Source organism: Saccharothrix carnea (genome assembly GCF_003014735.1).
GTDB classification, from domain to species: domain Bacteria; phylum Actinomycetota; class Actinomycetes; order Mycobacteriales; family Pseudonocardiaceae; genus Actinosynnema; species Actinosynnema carneum.
This window is the reverse complement of the sequence record NZ_PYAX01000018.1, coordinates 62927-80135: the sequence shown is the minus strand read 5'-3', so window position 1 is coordinate 80135 and position 17209 is coordinate 62927. Positions and strand designations below refer to the sequence as shown.

General features: G+C 74.2%; 9 protein-coding genes. 7 read left to right on the top strand and 2 right to left on the bottom strand.

Features of this window, described 5'->3' with window-relative positions:
- Window positions 1-147 precede the first annotated feature (147 nt).
- Both B0I31_RS34660 and B0I31_RS34655 read left to right on the top strand, forming a co-directional pair.
- On the top strand, window positions 148-1827 hold the full coding sequence (locus B0I31_RS34660) for an NAD(P)/FAD-dependent oxidoreductase (RefSeq protein WP_106619684.1): 1680 nt from the start codon (window positions 148-150) through the stop codon (window positions 1825-1827).
- Window positions 1827-3287, top strand: a complete 1461-nt coding sequence (locus tag B0I31_RS34655; RefSeq protein WP_106619623.1) for an ATP-binding protein — start codon at window positions 1827-1829, stop codon at window positions 3285-3287. Before B0I31_RS34660 ends, B0I31_RS34655 begins: the two co-directional genes overlap by 1 nt.
- Here the strand turns inward: B0I31_RS34655 and B0I31_RS34650 are convergent.
- Both B0I31_RS34650 and B0I31_RS40950 read right to left on the bottom strand, forming a co-directional pair.
- Window positions 3243-4463, bottom strand: coding sequence for a putative glycoside hydrolase family 15 protein (locus B0I31_RS34650; protein ID WP_181320686.1), 1221 nt, complete (start codon window positions 4461-4463; stop codon window positions 3243-3245). The two genes, B0I31_RS34655 and B0I31_RS34650, sit on opposite strands and share 45 nt — an antisense overlap.
- 310 nt (window positions 4464-4773) lie before the next feature.
- On the bottom strand, window positions 4774-4935 hold the full coding sequence (locus tag B0I31_RS40950; protein ID WP_181320685.1) for a hypothetical protein: 162 nt from the start codon (window positions 4933-4935) through the stop codon (window positions 4774-4776).
- A 164-nt stretch (window positions 4936-5099) separates the two neighbouring features.
- Between B0I31_RS40950 and B0I31_RS34645 the strand changes: the two genes are divergently transcribed.
- Genes B0I31_RS34645 through B0I31_RS34625 form a run of 5 tightly spaced genes read left to right on the top strand, consistent with a single transcriptional unit; the run spans window position 5100 to window position 17172 of the window.
- A complete protein-coding gene (locus B0I31_RS34645) occupies window positions 5100-6002 on the top strand; it encodes a DUF4132 domain-containing protein (protein WP_245950652.1) in 903 nt (300 codons plus the stop codon).
- On the top strand, window positions 5999-10813 hold the full coding sequence (locus B0I31_RS34640) for a hypothetical protein (protein ID WP_245950651.1): 4815 nt from the start codon (window positions 5999-6001) through the stop codon (window positions 10811-10813). Before B0I31_RS34645 ends, B0I31_RS34640 begins: the two co-directional genes overlap by 4 nt.
- Complete coding sequence (locus B0I31_RS34635) at window positions 10810-11955, top strand: ATP-binding protein (protein ID WP_106619621.1); 1146 nt, start codon at window positions 10810-10812, stop codon at window positions 11953-11955. The genes B0I31_RS34640 and B0I31_RS34635 overlap by 4 nt, the downstream gene beginning before the upstream one ends.
- Window positions 11936-15451 carry a DUF5682 family protein gene (locus tag B0I31_RS34630; RefSeq protein WP_245950650.1) on the top strand — a complete coding sequence of 1172 codons (3516 nt, stop codon included), beginning with the start codon at window positions 11936-11938 and terminating at the stop codon, window positions 15449-15451. Before B0I31_RS34635 ends, B0I31_RS34630 begins: the two co-directional genes overlap by 20 nt.
- Window positions 15448-17172 (top strand): hypothetical protein, encoded by a 1725-nt coding sequence (locus B0I31_RS34625; protein WP_106619619.1) that lies wholly within the window; start codon window positions 15448-15450, stop codon window positions 17170-17172. The genes B0I31_RS34630 and B0I31_RS34625 overlap by 4 nt, the downstream gene beginning before the upstream one ends.
- Window positions 17173-17209: the final 37 nt, after the last annotated feature.

The window sequence follows — 17209 nt, the reverse complement described above, 5'->3', positions numbered from 1 at the left end:
CTTCGCGGGCAGGACCTCCCGATATACCAGGGGTTAACGGTGGTGAACACCGACGTGGCGGCACGTTCGCACGACCGGCGCTGCGGGTGCGCCGGCGCCGACCCATCGGCAACGCGAATGGGTGCCGGCCACTGGTTCAATGTGGACATGACGACACCTCAGGTCGCGAGGCCCTCGATCCTGACCGTGGACGACGACCCGGGCGTGTCCCGGTCCGTGGCGCGCGACCTGCGCCGCAAGTACGGCGAGGACTACCGGATCGTGCGGGCCGAGTCCGGTGCGCAGGCGCTCGACGCGGTGCGCGAGATCAAGCTGCGCGGCGAGGAGGTGGCGGTGCTGCTGGCCGACTACCGGATGCCGGGCATGAGCGGCATCGAGTTCCTGGAGGCCGCGATGGACCTGTTCCCCGCGGCACGGCGGGTGCTGCTCACCGCGTACGCCGACACCGACGCGGCGATCCGCGCGATCAACGTCGTCGACCTCGACCACTACCTGCTCAAACCGTGGGACCCGCCGGAGGAGAAGCTGTACCCGGTGCTGGACGACCTGTTGCGCGCCTGGGTGTCGGCCGACCGCGGGCCCGTCCGGCAGGTCCGGGTCGTCGGGCACCGGTGGTCGTCGCGGTCCTACGAGGTGCGCGACTTCCTGGCCCGCAACTCCGTGCCGTTCCGCTGGCACGCGCTGGACGACGGCGACACCGAGGCCGGGCGGCTGCTCACCGCGTGCGGCGAGGACGGCGTGCGGCTGCCCGTCGTCATCACCGCGGACGGCGAGACGCTGGTCGAGCCATCGGACGCGGAGCTGGCCGCCCGGGTCGGCCTGGCCACGCGGCCGTCCACCGACTTCTACGACCTGATCGTGGTCGGCGGCGGCCCGGCCGGGCTGGGCGCGGCGGTCTACGGCGGGTCGGAAGGGCTGCGGACGGTGCTGGTCGAGCGCCGCGCCACCGGCGGCCAGGCGGGCACCAGCAGCCGGATCGAGAACTACCTCGGCTTCCCGGACGGCGTGTCCGGCGAGCAGTTGACCGACCGGGCCCGCAGACAGGCGCTGAAGTTCGACGTCGAGGTGCTGACCGCGTGCGACGTGGTCGGCCTGGAGGCACGCGGCGCGGCGCGGGTGGTGCGGCTGGGCGACGGCACCGAGCTGGCCGCGCACACCGTCGTCCTCGCCACCGGCGTGTCCTACCGCAGGCTGGACGCGCCTGGTCTCGACCGGCTGACCGGGCGGGGCGTGTTCTACGGCGCGGCCACCACCGAAGGACCCGGCTGCGCGGGCCAGGACGTCTACCTGGTCGGCGGCGCCAACTCGGCGGGCCAGGCGGCGCTGTACTTCGCCGCGCACGCCCGCCGCGTCGTGCTGGTGGTGCGCGGCGACTCGCCGGCCACGTCCATGTCGCACTACCTGGTCGAGCAGCTCGCCCGGGTGGACAACATCGAGGTGCGCACGTGCACCGAGGTCGTCGGCGGCACGGGGGAGGAGCACCTGGAGACCCTGACTTTGCGGCACACCAAGACCGGCGAGACGACGACCGTGCCGACGTCGTGGCTGTTCGCGTTCATCGGCGCCGCGCCGCACACCGACTGGCTCGCGGGCACACTGGCCCGTGACGAGCGCGGGTTCGTGCTCGCCGGACCGGACCTGGTCACCGCCGGCCGGCTGCCCGAGGGCTGGGACCTCGACCGGCCGCCCTACCACCTGGAGACGAGCGTGCCGGGCGTGTTCGTGGCCGGTGACGTGCGCGCCGACTCGGTGAAGCGGGTCGCCTCGGCGGTCGGCGACGGCGCGATGGCCGTGTCACTGGTGCACCGCTACCTGGAGAGGTCGTGATGGAGAACCTGACGGTCGACGACCTGCGCGGCCTGTTCCTGTTCGAGCACCTCTCGGAGGACCAGCTGGCGTGGCTCGTCGCGCACGGCCAGGTCGAGACGCACGCGGCCGGCACGCAGGTGTTGCGCGAAGGGCAGCCCGCGACGTGCTTCTTCGTGCTGCTGGACGGCACGGTCGCGCTCAGCCGCGTCATCGGCGGCCAGCGCGTGGAGACCAACCGAACCGACCACCGCGGCGCGTACTTCGGTGCCACCCAGGCTTACCTCGGCGCCGACGCGGAGGCCAGGACGGTTTACCAGATGACCGCCGACGCGGTGACCGACCTGCGGCTGTACCAGTTGCCCGCGCACGACTTCGGCGCGATGTTCCGCTCGTGGTTCCCGATGGCGATCCACCTGCTGGAGGGCCTGTTCTTCGGCATGCGCAACACCGAGCGGATCGTCAGCCAGCGGGAACGGCTGCTCGCGCTCGGCTCGCTGTCGGCCGGGCTGACCCACGAGCTGAACAACCCGGCCGCGGCGGCGGTGCGGGCCACCGGCGCGCTGCGCGAGCGGGTGGCCGGGATGCGGCACAAGCTGGCGCTGCTGGCGAGCGGTTCGATCGACCCGGCCACCCTGCCGGTCTTGGTGGAGCTGCAGGAGAGCGCGGTCGAGCAGGTGGCGAAGGCGCCGAAGCTGGGTCCGATGCAGACCGCCGACCTGGAGGACGAGGTCGCCGACTGGCTGGACGCGCACGGCGTGGCGGGAGGGTGGGACCTGGCGCCCGTGCTGGTCGCGGGCGGGCTCGACGTCGAGTGGCTGGACCGGGCGGCGGCGGTGTGCCCGCAGACCGCCACCGAGGCCGCCGTGCGCTGGCTGGCCTACACGGTCGAGACCGAGACGTTGATGAACGAGATCGAGGACGCCACCACCAGGGTGTCCACGCTGGTCGGCGCGGCCAAGCAGTACTCGCAGGTCGACCGGGCGCCGTACCAGGTGGTCGACGTGCACGAACTGCTCGACTCCACGCTCGTGATGCTCGGCGGCAAGCTCGGCGACGGCGTGCGCGTGGTCAAGGACTACGACCGCTCCCTGCCGCCGCTGCCCGCCTACCCGGCCGAGCTCAACCAGGTGTGGACGAACCTGGTGGACAACGCCGTGGCCGCGATGGAGGGCGACGGCACGCTGACCGTCCGCACGTCCCGCGCCGGTGACGACCTGGTGGTGGAGGTCGCCGACACCGGCGCGGGCATCCCGGCGGAGGTGAAGGGGCGCATCTTCGAACCGTTCTTCACCACCAAGGCGGTCGGCGAGGGCACCGGGCTCGGGCTGGACATCTCGTGGCGGATCGTGGTCGACCGCCACCACGGCGACATCCGCGTGGACTCCGAGCCCGGTGACACCCGCTTCCGGGTCCACCTGCCGCTGACCGCGCCGTCAGCAGGCCTTGCGGAGGACGGCGCCGGAGGTGCCGGCCAGTGAGACCGACGTGACCTGCGTGCCGCGCTCGTTCACGTGCCCGCCGTCCAGCGGCACGGTGACGGACTTGCTGTCGGTGCGGTTGGCGTTGACCACGACCGTGCCGCACGCGAAGTCGCGGACGAAGATGTTCGTGCCCGCGGACCGGTACGGCCCGGACGGCGTGCCGAGGTCCCAGTCGTACTCGGCGCGCCACGGCGTCGGGTCGCCGTAGCCGTCGGTCTGGTCGATGCTCGCGATCGCGGCCCGATCACCCGCCGCCAGCAGGTAGCTGGCGAGCGCGAACCGGTACGGCCGGTCCGCGCCGGCGGTGTGGTGCGGCTGCACCCAGGTGATCTTGCCCCTGGCCTCGTTCGCCGCGATCTCGGCGACCTGCCTGCTCCACCCCTCGGGGTACTCCGAGAGCAGGTTGGTGTCGTCGAACGTCAGCCACCACTCGTCGAAACCGCCGTCGAGGTGCTCGGTGTAGGCGTCCCACGCGCCCGCGTGCAGTCGCGCGTTGGACAGGTTCGCCACCGTCTTCAACCCGGCCGCGACGAAGTCGTCCCGGGTGTTGGCCAACATCGACTTGTACGCGTCCTGCAACGCCGCGTCGGTCGGGTACTTCGCCGGGCACACGCCCTCGTGATAGGCGTCGCACGGGAACAGCGCGTTGTCCATGAACACGCCGTCGAATCCGGCCGCGGTGCTGCTCTCGATCACGTTCGCCGCCCACGCGTCCTGGTAGGCGGTGTTGCCGACATCCATCTGCCAGTGGCCGGAATAGCCGCCGTACTCGAACCGGCGGCCGTTCGGGTCGAGCAGGAACCACTCCGGGTGGTCCTTTTCCGCCTGGCAATAGCCGACACCCGCCGGCAACTGCGCGTCGTCCACCCCGTCACGGCACGCGTACGAGCGCGTGGACGACAAGTCCTTGTAGACGAAAACCTGGACGGCCGGGTTCGCCGCCTTCAGCTTCGGGATCAGCGCGCCTTCCCAGGCGTTCAGCACGATGTAGGCGCGGCGGCGCGCCTCGGTGGCCAGCACCTCGTCGGAGACGGGGGTGGAGTTCATGTGCAGCCAGAAGGACTGCACCCGCCCACCTCCCGTGACCTCCTGGTCGGCCGCACCGGCCGCGCCGGTCGTGCCCGTCGCGCCGGACGGTGCGACCAACGCGGTCGCCGCGGTGACACCGGCCACGACGGAGAGCAGTATGCGGGTTCGGCCGCGGCGCGCAAGCCGGTGTCGGACGCGGTCATTCCGTTTGAACAGGGACATGCCGGACTCCCGGTACGGCAGGCGGCACCCACTGTCGATCACGACGACAATGTCTACCCACAACAGGGGACAATGGGCGTGCCCGCCCTCGATTCGGTCACGCGAAGATCGCCTACCGGTCAGTAGGGCGAATGCGCGACCGCAGTAAAACCGCTCGTCACCGGACAGGTCAAGTAACGTGCGCCACACTACGCACGAAATCGGTCGTCTCTATTGGTCGCAACTATTTCGGTCAACCGGTGAAAAGATCATGGCGCACCCGCGCGCACGGCCGGGCGGTCCGGTGTCGCACCTCGGCACAGCCGACGAGCGCCATACCCGCCAACAGCGGAAGAACCATGGCCCCCTCGACCGCCAGTGCGCACGTGAGTGCGATCCACAGCAGCAGTCTCATGGGGGAAAGGCTAGGGAGACGCCAGTCACATTCGCACCTGATTTGGGCAAGGCTTGAGGTAAGAGCCGGCCCTCGGGTGTCCCGCCGCTGGTCACGGCGAGGCGACGAACCGGCCGAACTGATCGTTTTGTCGGACCCCCTCGCTAACCTCCCCGCCAACCGTCGTGAACGACTCGCAGGAGGACACCGTGGGCTGGCTCGATGCCCAATCCCAATCCGGGCGCGCTTCCGGGTACCAGGTGCGGCTCGGGGACAACGGGCGCGTCCAGTGCCGCAACGGCAAGGGCAAGCTCCTCTCCTCGGTGCCCGCATCGCTCAAGGACGACCCGAGGGTCGTGCAGTTGCGGCAGCTCGCCGAGTGGCTGACCCGGCACCGGGCCGAGTGCCTGGCCGCCGTGGACGGGTGGATGGTCCGCTCGCTGCCGGTGCCCGCGGCACTGATCGCCGAGGTCTGGGCGGACGCCGCGTGGGCCGACGCGTTGCGCGACCTCGTCGTCACGGCCGACGACGGCACGGGCGCGGAGACCGGCTTCCTGCGTGACGCCGATCCCGAACGGGGGCTGGGCGTGGTCACCCTCGACGGCGACACGCGCCGGCTCAAGCCCGAGGTGGTCGGCATACCGCACCCGGTGCTGCTGGACGACCTGGAGGAGCTGCGCGAGTTCGGCGCGGAGCTGGGCGTCGAGCAGAAGGTGCAACAGCTGTTCCGGCAGACGTTCGCCAAGCCCGCCGGGCTGACGGGCAAGACCTCGGTGGGCGACTACGCCGGCGGCAAGTTCGAGCAGCTCAACCACGCGCTGAGCCGCTGCCGCACGCTCGGCTACCCGGTGCGCGGCGGCGACGCGGTCTACTCCGCGTTCGAGGACGGCCGGGTGGTGGAGGCCCGCTTCTGGCTCGGCTCCGACTACCCCGAGTCCGAGGCGTGGACCGGCGACCTGACCTGGTCGCTGGAGGACGGAACCGCGCTACCGCTCGCCGACGTCGGACCGGTCGCCTGGTCCGAGGGCATGCGCATGGCGGCGGCGATCCACGCCGGTCGCGTCGTCGAGGAAGCGGTGGTGGCGTGAACGACCTGAGCCCGAAGGCCCTGATCGCGGCCGGCGCCGTGCTGCCCGGCACCGCCGACGTCGGCGAGGACCGCGACACCGTCACCGCCCGCCACTACACCCATGAAGGCCTGGACGGCCAGGTCGTGGTCCGGCTGGTGCCCGCCGTGCTCGGCCGCGCCGAGGACCTGACCTGCGAGTACCTCGGGTTCGAGGCGCCGTCACGGGTCGCCGAGGTCGGCACCGGCAAGCGCAGCGCGCTCGGCTTCCCCGCGTGGGCGCTGGTGAACGACCCGGCCAACGCCCACCACGCGCTCAACCTGGTCAAGGACGTCGAGCGGCTGGCCCGCACCGCCAAGTCCAAGGCGGGTTCGGCGAAGGACGGTTTCACCAGGCTCGGCGACATGCTCGGCCGGTCCGCACCGCACTTCCTGCCCACGTTCTACGAGCAGGCCGGGCGGATCTTCCTGCAGCACGGCAACACCTCCTACGCGGCGAGCATGTTCGGCAAGGCCCGCGAGGCGGAGGAGGTGCACGACCTGGCGGTCGACCCGGAACGCACCCGCGAGGTGTTCCTGGAGTTCGCGTTCGCCGGCGCGCTGACCGCCAAGGCGCTGTCCGCGCACGCCAAGGGCCTGGCCCGCAAGCACGAGCCGGAAGCGGCCTACGAGCTGTTCTTCACGCTGTGCGTGGAGCGCACGCGCGGTGGCCTGCCGCCGTACACGGGGATGCCGGAGGACGTGCGGCGGCTGGCCAAGGCCGCCAAGCGCGACCTCGCGGCCGAGGACCGGCGGTTGCTGCGCGCGATCCTCGACAGCTCCGCGATCAGCCGCGCGGGCGGCGCGTTCTGGAAGTCCTACCGCGGTTCGCTGGTGGCGCTGGCGAAGGACGACGCGGCGGTGCGCGGCCGACTGCTGTCGTTCGTGCCGGACTCGGACACCGTGCTCGACCTGTGGCTGGAGATCCTGACCGACTGCGGCGCCACCCGTGCCCTGATCGGGCCGGACGAAGTGGAGGCGCACCCGGCCGAGTGGCTGTCGTCGGTGCTGTCGGTGCGCGAGTCGGGGTGGCGCGCCACCGGGCGGTCGGTGCGGCTGCTGGAGCTGGTCGAGGCGATGGCGGACCGGCTCGTGGCGGACGGCCTGCCGGTCCGCACGCTGCGCTACTACCGGCAGTCCGACCTGGACGTGCTGGACCTGCTGGTGTCGCGGAACGTGCCGATCGCGGACGACGGCGCACGGGGTCGCGACCTCGACGTCGCCGGGTGGTTGGCCGACGACGCGCCCGGCCGCCGCGACCTGTCCGCGCTGGCCGCGTCCGAGCGGTTCGGCAGCAGGCTCGGCGACGGGTTCATCGCCCACGCCCGCTCCAAGATCCGCGAGAACGCCGTCGCCCTGGACGTGCTGTCGTCCGCCATGGCCACGCCGGGGCTGCGCAGCGCGCTGGGCTCGTGGATCAGCTCGTACGCCGGACGCGTCGCCGTCACCGGCCTGCCCGACCTGGCCGACCACCTCGACCGGCTGGCCGTCGTGCGGCTGCCCGAGGCGTACGTGGACGTGCCCGACGTGGCCGAGGCGCTGGCCCGCACCGATGTCGCCGCCGCCCTGCACACGACGCTGCGCGCGGGACTGCTGGACGAGCTGGGGTGGCCCGCGCTGGAGGAGGCCGTCGAACGGCTCCGGTCGGCAGGCACGCCCAAGGACAACAGCGTGGTGGTGTGCGGCGAGGGCTGGCCCGCCCTGGTGCTGCGCTGCGGCGAGACGTTCGTCGTGGTCGGCCCGGACGGCGTGCTCGCCGAGCACCTGTCCCGCATCCCGGCCGACGCCCGGCACCGCTGGGGGTTCGCGCCGTCCGCGTCGTGGTTCGACGGGGTGCTGCTGGTGCGCTGGCAGGGTCCGGACGGCGAGTTGGCTTACTGGAGCGACGCGCCGGACCACGTCTTCGAGATCGGCGACGACAACCGGGGCTACTACCGCCACGACACGCCGGCGGCCTCGATCGCGCTGCCCGGCGGCGGCCGGTTCGCGGGCGGGCGGGCCGTGCACCCCGGTGACACGGTCGTGCCGAGGCCTTCGGAGGCGCACGGTGACGGTGCCGCGGTGTGGACCGGGTTGTGGCACGACCACGCCTGGCGCTGGTTCGAGGTCGACCCGGCCACCGGCCAGCGCGGTCGCGCGAGCCTGCCCCGGTTCGTGGAGGACTTCGCCGCCGATGGCGCCACCCTCGTGCTCGGCAGCTGCGACCTCAGGCCCGCCGCACCCGGCACCGGTGACAGCCCGCTCGGCGCGGCAGACGGCCTGCACGGCTGGCGGGTGCGCCGCGAGGAGGACGGCTCGCACGTCGGCGAGGGCGTGGACGGCCGCCGGGTCCGGCTCGCCGACTGCCCGATCGGCGTGCTGCGGTTGCCCGGCGGCGCGGAGGTTGCGCTGACCGGCGGGCGCGCGTCGATGGTCCTGTTCGACCCTCAAGGCACCAGGCTGGCCGCCCTGTCGGCCGCGGAGCGGCACCCCCGGTACGCGACCGGCACGCCGTTCGTGCCGCCGCTGGACTGGTGGCACCTCCTGCGGCCCCGGGACGAGGCCGGTTCCGCCGCACTGCGCGGCGTGACGCGGGAAGCGGTCGACCGGATGCTCGCCGCCGCACGGGAAGAAGGACCGGACAAGCGCACGATCCGCGAGCGGCTGACCGCGCTGGTCAAGGGCGAGCGCGGCGGGCTGGCCGGTGTCGTCGCCGCGGCACTGCCCGGCCTCACCCACCCCGCGCTGATCTCCGGCGTGGTGGACCTGGTCCGCCGTGCCGCCGAGTTGGAGCGCTCGTACCGCGGCTACGCCGAGATCGCCGCAGCGGCCCGCGAGGTCGACCCGGTCCTCGCGCCCACCGGGCCGGACGTCACCGAGGACCAGGTCAACGCCGCGCTCAACTGGTTCGGCGGCTACCGGTCCTACCACTCGCGCGGCCCGGTGCCGACCCCGTTGCCCGCGTTGATCGCCGCGCTCGCCGAGGCGGTCGAGCGGCCCGAGGGACGTGCCCTGCCCCAGTCGAACGCGCCGCGCTGGTTCGACGTGCTGCCGCACCTCGCCGCGCTGGCCCACCGCGCCGCGTCACCGCTCACCCCGGACGAGGAGCGGGCCGCGCTGGCACTGGTGCTGCGGTCCGTCGCGGACGGCGGCCTGGCGGACGGCGAAGGCCACTGGCGCACCGTCGGCGTGGTCGTCCACAAGGGACAGACCAACCCGAAGGACCGGGTGACGCCGGTGCGCGACGGGTTCATCGCCCTGTTCGAGACCAGGTGGCGCAACGATCCGGGCAGCCGGTTCGACGGCGTGCAGTTCAGCCGCACGCCGGGCGTGTTCGACCTGCCGGAGGACTGGCACGTCGAGACGGACCAGGAGGTGCGCACCGCGTTCGGAGCCGAGCGGGTGGCCCGGTTCCTCGACGTGCTCGCCGAGCGCGGCCCGGCGCCCTGGTTCCCGGAGGCGGTGCCCGCGCTGGTCGAGCGGACCGGCCTGGGCACGGCCGAGGCGACGTTGCTGCTGGCCGGGCTGCCCGGTGTGGACCGGCGGGACGCGAACTTCCTCGCCACCGCCGACCGGCACCTGCTCGGCCTGTCCGCGGCCGGCGCCAAGGCGGCCAAGGAGCGGTTCCGCGGGCTGGCCGACTGGTTCCGGCTCCGGCTGATCGCCGCCGCCGTGCCCGCCGACCCGGCCGACCTGTGGACAGCCGGGCCGGACGTGGCCGCGGTCGCCGACGTGTGGACCGCCGAGTTCGGCCGGCGCACGGCCGTGCCGGACGACGTTCTGGTGGACGCGGCGAAGCTGCTGAACCTGCGCAACGCCGGTGAGTCCCTGACCGGTGTGCTCAACCCGGACAGCACGCCGTGGCTCACCGTGGACGCCGAGTTCACGTTCACCGGCACGGCGCTGAAGGCCCGCCACCCGGAGGGGTTCGACCGCCTGGCGCTGTGGGCGGTGCCGCAGGCGTTGCTGTGGCTGGCGAACCGGCTCCCGATCGGCTCGCCGCTGAGGGCGCGGCTGCCCGAGTCGCTGGCCTTGGCGCGACAGCGGGTGGCGCACCCCGGTTTCGCGGTCGACCTCGGCTCGTGGGTGTCGGTGGAGAAGCTCTCCGCGCTGCTCGGGACCGACGTGCCCGCGGACGGCGGCGTCTACACCTACCGCGACTGGCTGGAGCTGGCCCGCGCGGGCGACGAGTACTGCCGGCTCGTGGCCAGGCCGGGTCTGGTCGGACCGGCGGACCGCGACCTGTTCGCCGCGGTGGTGGCGCTGACCGGCGCGCGGGACGTCCCGCGGATGCTGGACCGGCTGGCCGACGACCGCCTCACCGCCCTGTGCGCGGTACCGGCGCCCGAAGGCGTCGACCCGGCCGCCTACCACCAGGACCCGACGGTGTCGGTGCCCGCGTTGGTGGCGGAGGTCGCGACCAGGTTCGACCTGACCGAGGACGCGGCGGCGCTGTACCTGCAACTGCTGGCCCTGCCCGACCCGACCGACGCGAACGTGGCCCGGTGGACCGGGTGGAAACCCGCCCGCCTGCGCGAGGCCAGGGCCGCGCTCGCCCGGACCGACCTGGTGCTGACCGCGAAGCGGGCGCGGGCCGGGCGGTCGCTGTTCCTGCCCGGCGGCTGGCTGGCGCTGTCCTCGCCGCACCTGCCGTTGGAGCAGTGGAAGACGCCGATGTTCGACTACACGCCCGGCACGGCCGGCGTGATCGTGCCGCCCGAACCCGTCGCTGACCTGTTCGCCCGCGCCTGGCAACGGGTGCTCGACGGCGACGCGCCCGCCTACGAAGAGCTCAAAACCGGAGGACGCAGGTGACCGCACCCAGGCAGGTGGAACCGGCCGAGGACGCCTACCGCGAGGAGTTGGCGTTCCTCGCGGCCTACGACAACGGCCCCCGGCCGCCCGGGTGGCGGCTCACCCCGCGTGCCGCGGTGACGTTCGTGATGGGCAGCGGCGAGGTGTTGGCGCTGCCCAAGGGCGTCTCGGCGGACGGCGTGCCGTCCCGACTGGCGATCAGCCCCAAGTTCGTCGGCGAACGGGCGCTGGTCGAGCGTGCCGTCGTGACGCTGGCGGGCGAACGCGGCCTGCTGCTGGTCGGCGAACCCGGCACGGCCAAGTCGATGCTGTCCGAACTGCTGGCCGCCGCCGTGTCCGGCACCAGCCAGCTGGTCGTGCAGGGCACCGCGGGCACGACCGAGGACCAGCTGCGCTACGGCTGGAACTACGCGTTGCTGCTGGCCGAGGGGCCGAGCCCGCGTGCGCTGGTGCCGTCGCCGGTGTTCACCGCGATGCGCGGCGGCGGGGTGGTCCGGGTCGAAGAGGTCACCCGGTGCCTGCCGGAGGTGCAGGACGCGCTGGTGTCGATCCTGTCCGACCGGCGCATCGCGGTGCCCGAGCTGTCCGGCACGGACGGCGCGACCGTGCACGCCGCGCCCGGTTTCACCGTGATCGCCACGGCGAACCTGCGCGACCGGGGCGTGTCGGAGATGTCCGCGGCGTTGAAGCGGCGGTTCAACTTCGAGAACGTCGGACCCATCGGCGACCTGGCCGCCGAGACGGCGCTGGTGCGGCGGCAGGCCAGTGCCGCGCTGGACCGGGTCAGCGCGCCCTTCGCGGTGGACGACGTGGTGCTGGAGGTGCTGGTCACCGCGTTCCGGGACCTGCGCAACGGCGTGTCGGAGGAGGGGTGGGCGGTCGAACGGCCGTCCACGGTGATGAGCACGGCGGAGGCGGTGTCGGTCGCCACCTCGCTCGGGCTGGCCGGCGCGTACTTCCCCGGCGACCGCGACCCGCTGTCGCTGCTGCCCGGCCACCTGCTCGGCGTGGTCCGCAAGGACGACCCGAGCGACGCGGCCCGGCTGCTCGGCTACTGGGACGGTGCGGTGCGGCGGCGGGCCGAGTCCGGCGCGCGCACCTGGCGACGGCTGTGGGAGCTCCGTGACGTCCTCGATGCGTGACCTGGCCGACCACCGGCACCCGTACCTGATCGGGGTGCGGCACCACTCGCCCGCGCTGGCGGCGGTGGTGCCCGCCCTGCTGGACGCGTTCGCGCCCGAGGTGCTGCTGGTCGAGCTGCCGGAGGAGCTGGGGGAGTGGCTGCCGTTCCTGGCCGATCCCGACCTCGTCGCGCCGGTCGCGCTGTCCGGCGCGTCACCCGGCGGTGACCTGGCGTTCTACCCGTTCGCGGACTTCTCGCCGGAGCTGGCCGCGGTCCGCTGGGCGCGGGCCAACGGCGTGGAGGTCCGGCCGTGCGACCTGCCGCTCGCCCTGCGCGGTGACGGGCACCGGCCCGCCGAGCGGGGCCCGACGCCGTTGACCGACGCGTTGCGCGGCGCGACGACCGGCCGTGACGGCGACGACCTGTGGGACCGGCTGGTCGAGGCCGCCGCGCCCGGCCAGACGCCGGAAGCCGTGCGGCGGGCGGCGTTGATGGTCGGCTGGGCGTTCCGGCAGGACGCCGACGTCGACCCGTACGACCTGCGCCGGGAGGCGTGGATGCGGCGGGCCGTGCGAGAAGTGGGCGGACGGCGTTGCGCGGCGGTGGTCGGGTCGTTCCACGCGGCGGCGTTGCTGGAGGGGCCGGTGGACGACTCGCCGGTGCCCGCGGCCGACATCGTCACGTCGTTGGTGCCGTACGGGTTCGCGTTGCTGGACGAGCGTTCCGGCTACCCGGCGGGCATCCGCGACCCCGAGTGGCAGCAGGCCGTGCTGGAGGCGGCGGGCGACCCGGACGCGGTCGAGGCCGCCGCCGCGTCGGTGGTCGTGCGGATCTGCGCGCGCGTGCGGGAACTCGGCCACCCGGCCGGTCCCGGCGAGGCGCGCGAGGCGTTGCGCCTGGCGGTCGACCTGGCCCGGCTGCGCGGCCTGCCCGCGCCCGGTCGCGGTGAGCTGGTGGAGGCGGTGCAGAGCGTGCTGACCCACGCCGAGCCGCTGGGCCGCGGCCGGGTGGTGGCCCGGGCCGCCGGTGACGTGCTGGTCGGGCACCGGACCGGGGTGCTCGCTCCCGGCACGCCCCGGTCCGGTCTGGCGCCGGCGGTGGAGTCGCAGGTCGCGGCGCTGAAGCTGCCCGGTCCGGACTCGCGCGAGCCGGTGTCGTTGCGGCTGGACCCGTTGCGGTCGGCGCTGGACGCGCGGCGCGAGGTGGCGTTGCGGCGGTTGGCCGTGCTCGGCGTGACCTACGGCGAGGAGACCGCGACCACGGGCGTCGGCGGTGCCGACGCGCTCACCACCCGCTGGACGGTGGCGTGGACCCCGGCGACCGCGGCGACGTTGCCGGTGGCGGGGCTGTGGGGTGCGACGCTGGACCTGGCTGCGGCCGGTCGGTTGCGGGCCCGACGCGCCGAACGCGACCAGCGCGGCGGACACACACCCGGTGCGGTGCTGGCCGATCTGCGGGACTCGGCGCTGTGCGGGTTGCCCGACGTGGTGGACGCGCTGTTGTCCGACGCGGCGACCGTGCTGCCGACGTCGGCGACGTTGCGGGAGCTGTTGGCGGGGCTGGACCTACTCGACCGGTTGCGTGCCGGTCACGTGCCCGGGACGTCCGGCGACGTGCTCGACGGGCACCCGTCGCTGGCGCGGGAACTGGAGACGGCGGCCGTGGCGCAGCTCGACGGGCTGGCCGGGTCGGAGGACGTCGCCGACGCGCGGGCGCTGGTGGAGCTGGGGCAGCGGCCCGAGGTGCACGGGCTGCGGCTCGAAGCGTGCCTGCGGACGTTGGCCGACACGGGCGCGCCCCTGATCGCCGGTGCGGCGGGCGCGGCCCGGGTGCTGCTCGGCCTGGTGCCGCCGGCGGCGCTGGGGGAGCGGGTGGCGTCGTGGGTGGACGGTGCGTCGACGCCGGAGCGGCGGGGCGTGCTGCGGCGAGGGCTCACCGGGGTGCTCGCGGCGGCCGGGCCGTTGCTGGAGACGCCGGAAGCGCTGACACCGCTGCTGGACCGGGTGGAGGGCTTGGCGGACCGCGACTTCCTGGAGCGGCTGCCCGCGTTGCGCGGTGCGTTCACGTCGGTCGGGCCGGCGGCGCGGGCACGTGTGCTGGCGGTGGTCGAGGAACGCACCGGTGAGCGGGTCGACGCGGTCGGCGCGCCCGACCCGGAGCTGCTGGCGGTGTGGTTGGAAGCCGAGCACGCCGCCGTGGACGCCTTGCGGGCGCACGGTTTGCTGCCTCACCGCTCGATGGCGTCGGCCGACGCGGGCGGATTGTCGGTCGGAGCAGACGGTGGGAACGGATTGCCTGCGACCGGTCAGGGCGTGTCGCTTGCCGAGGCGGCGGCTGAGGGCGGGTTGCCCGCGGAGGCGGCCGGTGGCAGCGGGTTGTCGGCGACCGGTGACGACGGAGGGCCTGCCGAGGTGACCGGTGGGCTGCCCGTCGCGGTCCGGTGGCGGTTGGTGTTGGGCGCGCACGGTGACCGTCCGGCGGGGGCGGGGCGGTTCGCCGCCGCGTTGGACGAGCTGTACGGGCGGGACGGGGGTGAAGGCGCGGCGCGGGGCGATCTCGGGGCGGACCGCTCCAGTTCGTTCCCCGGCGTGCGCGAGTGGTCCGAGGAGCTGCGCGACCTGTTCGGTGAGCGCGTCCGGGAGGAAGTCCTGGCCGCGGCGGCGGAAGGTGGGCGGCTGGAGGCGGCGCTGGAGATCGACCCGGGGTCGGTGCGGCCTTCGGTGGACCTGCTGCGCAACGTGCTGTCGTTGGCGGGCGGGTTGTCGGAGTCGGCGCTGGCGAGGCTGCGGCCGTTGGTGGCACGGCTGGTGCGCGAGCTGACCGACCAACTCGCCAACCGGGTGAAGCCCGCGCTGACCGGGATCCAACTGCCGACGCCGACCCGGCGGCCCGGTGGTCGGCTGGACCTGCCGCGCACCCTGCGGGCCAACCTCGCCACCGCCCGCCGCGGCGCCGACGGGCGGGTCGTGGTCGTGCCGGAACGCCCGGTGTTCCGCACCCGCGGGCGCAAGGCGAACGACTGGCGGCTGGTGCTGGTGGTGGACGTGTCGGGCTCGATGGAGTCGTCCACGGTGTGGGCGGCGCTGACCGCGTCGGTGTTCGCCGGGGTGTCCGCGCTGTCGACGCACTTCCTGGCGTTCTCCACCGAGGTCGTCGACCTGAGCGACCGGGTGGCCGACCCGTTGTCGTTGCTGCTGGAGGTCCGGGTGGGCGGCGGCACCCACATCGCGGGAGCGTTGCGCCACGCCCGTTCCCTGGTGACCGTGCCGGAGAGGACGATGGTGGTGCTGGTCAGCGATTTCGAGGAGGGCGGTCCGGTCGGGCCGCTCGTCGGGCAGGTGCGGGAGCTGGTCACGTCCGGCGTGACGGTGCTCGGCTGCGCGAGCCTCGACGACCGCGGCGTCGCCCGCTACTCCACGTCGGTAGCGGGCGCGCTGGTCGCGGCGGGCATGCCGGTCGCCGCCCTCAGCCCGCAGGAGCTGGCCCGCTGGGTGGGGGAGAAGGTGCGCGGATGAGCGTGCCACCGGTGTTCCCGGCGGTGGTGGGCGATGTGCTCGACGCCCTGCCTCCCCGGCTGCGCAAACGGGTCGACGCCTCGCTGGGGCGCGTGGCCGAGTGGACCGTGACCGCGGCCGACGACACGGCCCGGGCCACCCTCGATCCCGAGACCACGCTCACCTGGACGTTGCGCGGAGGTGTCCTCACGGCGGCCGACGACCTGGTGTGCAGTTGCCTGCTCGCGCCGAAGTGCCTGCACCGGGGCGTCGCCGTGGCGGCGGCCGACGTCGCCCACGCGGTCGCGGAGCCGGTCGCGGTGCCCGACGAGCCGGTTCCCGCCGTGGCCGAGACGATCTCGGACGACGAGCGTGCGGCGGCGGGCGCGCTCTGGGCGGCGTGCGCGACGGTCCTCCGCGCGGGTGCCACGGGCAGCGGCGCCGTGGTGCGGGCCGAACTGCTGCGCGCCGTGCACACCGCCCGCGTCGCGGGCCTGCACCGGGCCGCCGCGAACGGCCTGCGCATCGCCGCCACCCTGGCCGCCGCACGATCGGGTGACCCGACGTTCGACCGCGAGGCGCTGACCGCCGAACTGGTCGAGCTGATGGTGCTCTGCCACGACCTGCGCACGGGCACCGGCCCGGCCGCAGAGTTGCGCGGCACTGCCCGGCGCGAGTACCGGCCGATCGGCTCGCTGCGCCTGTACGGCCTGTGCACCGAGGCGGTCGTCGCCGGCTCGGGTTACGCCGGCGTCGTCACGCACCTGGTGGACGACGGCGGCGTGCTGTGGACGGTGCCCGCGATCATGCCGGGCGGCGCGGAACGGGTCGGTGCTGCGGCGAGCGGTCCGGTGGCGATCGGCGAGTCCGGGCTCAGCCACCGTGAACTGGGCCGTTCGGGCCTGCTGCTGTCCGGCGGCACGGCGTCGTCGGACCACCGGCTCGGCGCGGGCAAGGCAGTCCGCGCGGTGGCCGCGTCCGCCGCGTCGTGGGACGAGCCGCCGTTGGCCGACCTGTGGGCGCAGCCGTTGCCGGATCAGGTGACGCGCGCGTTCCAGGCGCACACCCGGCCCGAGTCCCACCGCCCCGCCGGCGCGGACCTGCTGTTCGTCGCGGGCACCGTGCTCGGCGCGGCGGGCGACGCGGTGCGGCTGGGCGCCGACGAGGCCCACGTGGACCTGGTCGGTGCGAACAGCCGTGCGCGGGAGAACCTGCGGGTGCTCGCGAACGCGCCGGGGCTGCGGCTGCGCGCCGTGGCACGCCTGCGGCCGGACCGTCCCGGCACGGCGGTCGCGCTGGCCGTCGCCGGGGACCTCGACCTGCCCACCGACCTGCGCCACCACGTCGACCTGGGCCTGGACCAGCTCCAGCGGTCCCACGTCGCCGGTGACGGCACCCGCGCGCTGCCACCGCGACCGGAACCGACCGACCGCGTCCCGCCTCCGGTCCGTCCGCTGGAGAACGTGCTGCACCGCGTCGCGCTGGGCGGACGTGCCGTGGCGGCCGTCGCCTCCGCCGAACGGGCGGTTCGCGCCCTCACCGGCAACGGCCTCACCGCCACGGCCGACCTGCTGGCGGAACTGGCCGCCGCCTCGCGCGACCGCGGCCGGGACGCGTTCGGTCGGGTGATCCGCGACGAGAGCGACGACTTCCCGCTCGCGTGGCTGCGCGCGGGCCTGCACGTCCGCGAGTTCACCCGTGCCGCCGCCCGCCGCGCGTGGCTGGCGGCGGTCGAACGGTGACCCCGGCCCCGCTCGGGCACGTGACGAGCGCCACGCG

Excerpts from the sequence above, each read along its gene's own strand:
- B0I31_RS34655 (WP_106619623.1), top strand. The coding sequence starts at position 1,827 with ATGGAGAACCTGACGGTCGACGACCTGCGCGGCCTGTTCCTGTTCGAG.
- B0I31_RS34625 (WP_106619619.1), top strand. The coding sequence starts at position 15,448 with ATGAGCGTGCCACCGGTGTTCCCGGCGGTGGTGGGCGATGTGCTCGAC.
- B0I31_RS40950 (WP_181320685.1), bottom strand. The coding sequence starts at position 4,935 with ATGAGACTGCTGCTGTGGATCGCACTCACGTGCGCACTGGCGGTCGAG.
- B0I31_RS34660 (WP_106619684.1), top strand. The coding sequence starts at position 148 with ATGACGACACCTCAGGTCGCGAGGCCCTCGATCCTGACCGTGGACGAC.